8 protein-coding genes are annotated in these 6893 nt (G+C 65.0%); 2 read left to right on the top strand and 6 right to left on the bottom strand.

Features of this window, described 5'->3' with window-relative positions:
• Positions 1-140: 140 nt before the first annotated feature.
• The 6 genes from AC5Y5O_RS31575 to AC5Y5O_RS31550 all read right to left on the bottom strand — a co-directional run bounded on the left by AC5Y5O_RS31575 (position 141) and on the right by AC5Y5O_RS31550 (position 5693).
• Positions 141-686 (bottom strand): hypothetical protein, encoded by a 546-nt coding sequence (locus AC5Y5O_RS31575; RefSeq protein ID WP_330981207.1) that lies wholly within the window; start codon positions 684-686, stop codon positions 141-143.
• Positions 687-1038: 352 nt separating this feature from the next.
• Positions 1039-1764, bottom strand: a complete 726-nt coding sequence (locus tag AC5Y5O_RS31570) for a chymotrypsin family serine protease (RefSeq protein ID WP_330981208.1) — start codon at positions 1762-1764, stop codon at positions 1039-1041.
• A 224-nt stretch (positions 1765-1988) separates the two neighbouring features.
• Positions 1989-2603: a hypothetical protein gene (locus tag AC5Y5O_RS31565; protein WP_330981209.1), complete on the bottom strand. Its 615-nt coding sequence runs from the start codon at positions 2601-2603 to the stop codon at positions 1989-1991.
• Complete coding sequence (locus tag AC5Y5O_RS31560) at positions 2600-3247, bottom strand: hypothetical protein (protein WP_330981210.1); 648 nt, start codon at positions 3245-3247, stop codon at positions 2600-2602. Before AC5Y5O_RS31560 ends, AC5Y5O_RS31565 begins: the two co-directional genes overlap by 4 nt.
• Before the next feature lie 31 nt (positions 3248-3278).
• Entirely contained in the window at positions 3279-3518 is a 240-nt protein-coding gene (nrdH, locus tag AC5Y5O_RS31555) for a glutaredoxin-like protein NrdH (protein ID WP_330981211.1), read from the bottom strand.
• A 525-nt stretch (positions 3519-4043) separates the two neighbouring features.
• Positions 4044-5693 (bottom strand): ParB/RepB/Spo0J family partition protein, encoded by a 1650-nt coding sequence (locus tag AC5Y5O_RS31550; protein ID WP_330981212.1) that lies wholly within the window; start codon positions 5691-5693, stop codon positions 4044-4046.
• 760 nt (positions 5694-6453) lie between these two features.
• Here AC5Y5O_RS31550 and AC5Y5O_RS31545 point away from each other — a divergent pair.
• Both AC5Y5O_RS31545 and AC5Y5O_RS31540 read left to right on the top strand, forming a co-directional pair.
• A complete protein-coding gene (locus AC5Y5O_RS31545) occupies positions 6454-6702 on the top strand; it encodes a type II toxin-antitoxin system Phd/YefM family antitoxin (RefSeq protein WP_330981213.1) in 249 nt (82 codons plus the stop codon).
• A partial coding sequence (locus AC5Y5O_RS31540) for a PIN domain-containing protein (RefSeq protein WP_500028521.1) occupies positions 6699-6893 on the top strand: 195 nt, incomplete at its 3' end. The genes AC5Y5O_RS31545 and AC5Y5O_RS31540, both read left to right, overlap by 4 nt.

Here is a 6893-nt window from a genome sequence, read left to right as displayed (position 1 = left end):
GGCTACGGATTTGGTGGCCGCCGGCAGGTGGCCAGTCCGGTCGCGCGGGGCGCGCCGGCACCCGGAGTCCGGAAGAAAAAAGGGGGGCCCGGCCAACCCCGAATGCTGGGAGCTGGCCGGGCCCAGGCGCTTCTGTTCGGTTAGGCGGCGTGGTAGTCGGGATCGTTGGGGTCGCCCTTGTACTGCTCGCCGTCGACGAACACTGTGACGGCAGTCTGGTGGACGCAGGTGAGGACCTCGATGAGGGACAGCAGCCCGGCGCGATCGCGGATCTGCCACGTGAGCGGGCCTGTGTAGAGCTCGACCCAGTGGATCTGGGCGGTCTTGAGTCGGTTGATCCTGGACTGTGTGGCGACGGCATAGACTGGCCGGCGGGTCCATTCGATCGAGAGCATGACTCGGCCGGCGGCCTCGTTTTCGGACTCCGCTCGAGCAGAGGGGATTTGGGCGGGCAGGTGGAGCATGTGGCCGCGGGCGGCGATGAATGCCTCGAGTAGTCCTTGGGCGGCTTGGCAGTTGTAGATCACCATGTGCATTCCGCCTAGGGTGATGCTCATGCGGGCATCGGGTGTGCGGGCGTGATGGACGCTGATGTCGTGGTCGTGGTGCTGGCCTTTGATCACTACGGTGCTGTGAGTGATCAGGCCTGCCGGGATGACGTGGGTGGCGGCCGCCGAGATGGTCATAGTGGTTCTCCGTTTCTGGTTTGTGATTTCAGGGCGCTGGTCAGCGCTGGGGTGCGGGGGGCCGGCGGGGTGTCGGTGTCAACCCCGAAGAGGCCGGCGGTTGAGCAGGAGGCGGATTTGCGGCCGCGAGCGGGAGCGAGCTGGGTAGGGCCGCAAATGCCGCCGGTGGCGCCCGGGCGTAGTGGGAGCCGCCCGCTGGGGCGGCGGGAGCGAAGAACGGGCGAGCCCGCCGGGCGTGGGTTGACGGCGACGGGGGCCCTGTCGGTCACGCTTGGCACCCGCTGACGGCTAAAGAAGGTGAGGGGCTGCGGATTTGGTGACCACTAGGTGCGCGGTCTCACCTCAACGGTGGCTACAGGATATGGGTTTTGGCGGCGATGTTGACCAGAACGTCGGTGAGGTTGATGAATCGTCCGTAGTGGGTGCCGTTGGGTTCGATGTGCTCGCCGAGCCAGATACCGATGACGTTGGCGGTGCCGGCGTTGTCGCGGGCGAGCTGCCAGACAGGGCCACCAGAGTCGCCGGGGATGCTTTGCGCCATTCCGGTGGTGAGGTATTGGTCGGCGATGAGTGGGGTGTCTAGTGATCCGCAGGCGATGCCGGTGCGGATTCCGTCATGGCAGACGGCATTGTGGGGGTCTGGCATTGAGATGCCGCTTATGGGCATGCCGTACATGATGCGGACCGAGTGGTTGGAACCGAAATCGACTAGCCCGTAGTCTTCTTGGAGGTTGTCGCCGGGGGTGGCGACGGTGAGGATGAAATGTCCGATCGCGCCGGTGGTGCGGTCAACGACGTAGTCGCTGTCGCCCTCATTGCAGTGGCCGGCGGTGATGCCGTAGTTGATGTTGGTGCCGGGGTCGGCGAAGGTGTAACCCAGGGTGCAGCGTGTGACGCCGTGCGCTTGCATGGCGTCGATTTCATCACCGGGGGATATGGTGGCACCGCGCGCATGAGCGCGGGCAGGGCTGCCTACGGCGAGCGCGGCCAGGGCGAGTGCTGCCAGAATGCTTGCCAGCCAGACACTTAACGTGCCTCGCCGGGGGAGGGAGCCGCATCGGCGGGCGGGCTTGATCATGGCGGGTCCTTTCGTGGGCGCCTGCTGCGGTGGCCGACGCTGGTGCTTGTTCTATTGTCTGACGCTGCGGCTGTGGCGTTCTGCACGGATTTGGGCGCGGCTGTGTAGGAGGTCCAACCAGGCGTGCGCGGTGCGTGCCGCGCGTCCCACCGGTTGGGGATAGTCAGCGATGGCGGCGCTGGCGCGGTCGGCGATGAGAAGATCCGGGCTGGGCTGTGCGGTTTTCATCGTTGGGCCCGTTGGGGTTTGGTCGCGGTCTCTGTGCGGCGCCACAGCTCGGCGAGTTCGTCGCGGATCATCGCGAACTGCTCGGTCAGGTCGTCGCGGTCGGCGCCGCAGGCGGCCAGTTGCTGCATCCTGATGCCGAACGTGTCGAAGGCACGCCGGTAGGCCTCGTCGAGAACTTCGCGGGCGTAGCTTTCGATCGACGCGGCCGGCGCGATCGCTTGGGAGTAGGCGTCGAACAGGTAGAGGGCCAGCTGCTTGTGCTTGTTGGCGTTGGGCGGCTCGTTGGGTTCGAGTGCCTCGCGGGCGGGCTGGCGGCGGCCGGCGGCCAACACGGATACCGGCGTCGGATCCGTGCCGGCGTCGACCAGGGCGCGGATGAGTTCATATGCCCAGCGGGTCTGGGGACTCCATATTGCGTTGTCGGGCACCAGTTCCAGCAATGGCTTGGCTTGCGTGGCGGTAAGCCACATCAGCGATCCGACGAACTGATGCTCGGGGCTGTACTGGTCGATGACGGTCTGTGATCGCCATTCGACGTCGAGATCTGCCGTCTCATCGGTGGTATCGGTGACGACCGTCAGTGGTGTGCGCGACTTGTGGGCGGTGGTCATGGCGCGCTCACTCCCCACAGCAGCAGCGTGTAGTACCAGATGAGCGTGGCGGTCTGGTGGGTGGTGGTTTCGGCGGGCAGGAGCTGCTGGACGGCGGCGGCGATCGCGGCGGGGTTGTCCAGGGAGCCGCTGTTGTGTACGGCGTTGTGGCGCAGCGTTTCCAGGGTGGTTTGGTCGGGCCTGGCGGTGTTGTCCACTGCGGCCAGCGCCGCGGCTTCGTTCAGCAGTGCACCGGCGCGCAGGTAGAAGCGGGCTTCGCCGCGAGCCGTGGTCAGCACTGACATGGGGTAGTGATAGCCGGGGTCGGTGCTGGATCCGTGTAACCACTTGCTGGCGTGGTCGTTGATCCAGGTTTGGGCGTCGCAGGCGGCGAAATAGGGTGAAGCGACCGGTAGTTGGTTGTCGGAAATCACCTCGATGGTGGCGACGCCGGCCACCTGTGGTTCGCGGGAGGGTGCGGGGTCGTCGAGGTCGGCCAGCCGCAGCAGCTCGTAGCTCGTGTGGGCGGCGGTGTTTTGGACCGGCCGCAGATAGTAGTCGGCCCCGACGACGTACTTCAGCAGGGCTTGGTGAGCGTCGGTGAAGTCTGTGTGGTCGCTGACGCTGCCGGGCTGGGTGTCGTGGTCGATGGTGAGCTGGTGCATGGTGGGCTCCTCGAGGTAGTGATGGGTGTGCTTAGGCGGCGCGTTCGGCGAGTTCGCGTAGCCGGTCTGGCCTGAATCCGCCGTGGTGGGCTTCGGGTCCGGCATGAACGACTGGGGCCTGCAGATAGCCCAGCGCCATGACGTATTCGCGCGCCTCCGGGTCGGTGGAAATATCGACCGGGAGGTATTCGATTCCGAGCTTGTCGAGGGCCCGGAAAACGGCGTTGCATTGCACGCATCCGGGCTTTGTGTAAACGGTGAGAGTGTTCATTGTTGGAGTGTCCTTTCGCGGACTGTTCGTTGTATTGATTTTACCGCCATTTAGAGGCTTGCAACAACACTAATTCTGGCTTTATGGAATTGTTTTATGGCGTGGAATGGGGTCCACCACGACTCGCTCGTGACGCTTTCTACTGACCCAGTCATGTTGCTAGCCATGGCTCTACGCTTGACTACTGTCGGTGTGCACCCTTTTCTCTTGCGCCTCATCGCGATCATTAATGCGGCCGGTGGTGCGGACGGAGCGCAATGGTCCGGACGAAACGTTTTCGCCGAGCGAAGCGAGGGTTTGTTGCGAAAACGTTTCGGGCCTTTGGGCCTTTATCCGCGGCCTTGCGCAAAGACCGCAACCGGCCATAATGAGAAAGCGATGAGGGTGAAGAATAAATATTCAGCAACGCCGTAGGCGTTTCCCCCGGCGGGGCCACCGAGCGCGACGGCACCTATCGCGGCTAACGGGGATAGGCGGCCTGCCCCGGGGAGGGCCGGGGCTTGCGGCCCCGGCCCTTTACCGTCGCTATTCCTTCACTGCATCGGTCAAATACTGCTCGTAGACGTCCTCGGCGTCCTTGGCCTTGGTCACGACCTCCTCGACTGGCGCCAGGGGATAGGAGTTGTCGGCGAGCCAGCCCAGGTACTCGCTGCTGCCGACATGGTGTCCCCACCAGCCCGTGTTGTTGCGCCAGGCGTCCTTGGGGGTCCGCGATTCGAGGGCGCCGAGCACCAGGGCCAGCGTGATCACCTGAGCGCGCCCGTCGCCGTGGGCGGGCAGATCGGCCACGAGCTTGGCCACGGCCTGGCCGCTATCGACTCCGAGCAATTCGGCGGTGGTGTCCAGCGCGTTGTTGTTGGTGAGCAACGCGCTGTCGCGAGCCAAGCACTCCGCCACGAAGAGACCGGCACCCTTAGGTGGAGCCTTACGCGCCAAAAGCTTCTTGACGAACTCGCGCCGCACGCCGAGGGCGGCGTCCCCGAGTCTGTTGAGCGCCAACACTTTCCGGCGCTCCCGCTTCTCGGTCTCGGCCTTTTCGAGCGTGGCCTGCTGGCGTGCGGCCTCGCGGGCCTCGTCGTCCAAGTCGACCACTTCGCCGGTGTCGGTGTCCACCAGTCCGGCCTGCCGGGCGAACCAGCTCTGCGGGGTCAGTTCTGCGGAACGGTAATCGAGGCAGTAGTAATCGGGGGTGAACACCTCCTTGTCGGTGACCGTGTTCGCGTGACGCAAGCCCTCTGCGGGCGTCGCGTCTGGCAAGTCCTCGGTCTCCCAGTCCACGCTCTGTTCGTCCACTACCTCGCCGGTTTCCACGTCGCACAGAGCGGTGTCGTCAACGAGATACACGGCCCAGTGGGCGGGGTCGCTGACAGCGGTGTCGTCGGCTTCGTCCCCTTCGGCGGTCACCAGGTGATGCAGCGGTATGCAGGTCGGGTCCCACGAATCCGGGCGCTGCTCAAGGACAGTGAACCCCTTATCGGCGAAAGGCTGGGCGGCGTGGGCTCGGGCCTGGGCGGTGTCGCGTTCCTGGCGCAGCTGGGCGACCGTGTGCTCGAACCAAGTACCGCCCGCCGACCTCATCAGCCGGTCCACCGCGCCGGGCACGTCCTCGAATTCGGTGATCGCGGCGGCTTCGGTCAAGCTGAGTTGGCCGCTGGCCAGGGCGTCCATGGCGGTGGCCGACTGTGCTGCCGTGTGAGCGGCTTTCACGGCATCCTTGCCGACAGATAACCGCTTGGCCACCTTGGTCACCGACAGCCCCGCGTCGATCATCTGCTGAATGCCGCGTGCCCGCTGTGCGTCAGTCAGATCGAGCGTCTGATCGTTCGTCACGATCTGGTGCACGATGCGGTCGATGGTCTCCTGGCTGGCATCCGCAGCGGTGGACGGCAGCACGTAGACCGGAACGCTGGACAAGCCAGCATCACAGGCGGCCAGGGTGCGCCGTTGCCCGTTCCGGACCCGGATGACTTCCGGCCGCTCGGCGTCACGCACACCCGTGATCGGCACCAGAACTCCATTTTCAGCGATGCTGGCGATGAACGCCTTACTCAGCGCTGCGTCGTCGCGGACATTGTCACCGATGTCGAGCAGCATCGGGTCAAGGTGTTCCAGCGTCCCGATGGGCTGGTCGGCGGCAGTGGCTGCGCTGTCGGTGTTGGTGGTTGTGTCGGTCATGACTGAACCTTTCTAGGGAGGCGTGCACGTGGCCGCCTGTTCTGTTTGCCTTCTGGCAATGACGATTTGGGCCGGCATAGGGACGCGGAGTGCAAGGTCCGGGCGGAGAGATGGCGCCGGCGAGCTGGCGAGCAATCGGCGCTATCTCGACGAGCCTTGTGCCCGAAGCGAAGCGAAGGCCGTGGCCTTGCGCGCAGAGGACCGCCGGCCACAATCGAAAGCCAGAAGGCAAACCAACATGGGCTTGGGCCGTCAGGCCAAGCCATTGCGTAGCGCCGCAGGCGCTTCAACCCGTCTTGAACGCGATCGGAATCTCAAGACGCGGGTAGCGCTCGGACCCGCACGTTGTGCCGATCCACCATGGGCACCGACGCCACGGTCAATTCCCTAAGGCAGCGGTGTGCAGCGGTACCATCCCGGGATGGGTTTACACCTGACGCGACGTGGGTGGGAGGAGCCTCGCCCATCGGATTGTCCGGGCTGCGGCGCGCGCCTCGGCCCGCGCGAGGTCCTCGTCGGCGTCGCTCACTGCGTCTGCGGGATGCACCGCACCCATACGTGTCAGGAGTGTGAAACGACGATCTTCACACCACCGCTGGCAACCAACTGCTCCCTCACGGAGCTGGACGGGAGATAGGGAGCCGACGCGAGAGCGATTCCGTTGCAGCGATTTTGGAGCTGGTGCGAGCTAGTGACTGCTGATCGCGGGCCCTCGTCTCCAACATGCCACCGGTGTAGCACATGTGCTACAGTAGATTGTGTGGAAGTAGTTGGCTTGCGTGAGCTGCGGCAGAACGCGTCCGAGCTCGTCCGCCGGGCCGAGGAGGGCGAGGAGATCACGATCACTGTGGCGGGTCGCCCGGGGGCCCGACTCGTTCCTGCGGCGCCTCGTACCTGGCGGCGGTGGACGGACGTGGCCGACCTGTTCGCCGGGCCCGCCGATCCTGCCTGGGACGCCGATCGTGAGGCCATCGACCACGAAATACATGATCCGTGGGCCAAGCAATGAGGGCGATCCTCGATACCAGCGTGGTGATCGCCTCCGATGTCGAGCCCCTAGTCGGAGAGTTGGCTGTTAGCGCAATCACGTTGGCAGAACTGCACTTCGGGGTCCTGGTCGCCAAAGATCAACAGGTGCGGGCCGAGAGGTTGCGGCGGTTGCTGGTCGTTGAGCGTAAGTTCGACGCGCTGCCTGTGGAC

Source organism: Mycobacterium sp. NGS40 (assembly GCF_059812735.1).
The sequence above is the reverse complement of the archived record's forward strand: the minus strand, read 5'-3'. Positions and strand labels throughout refer to the sequence as shown.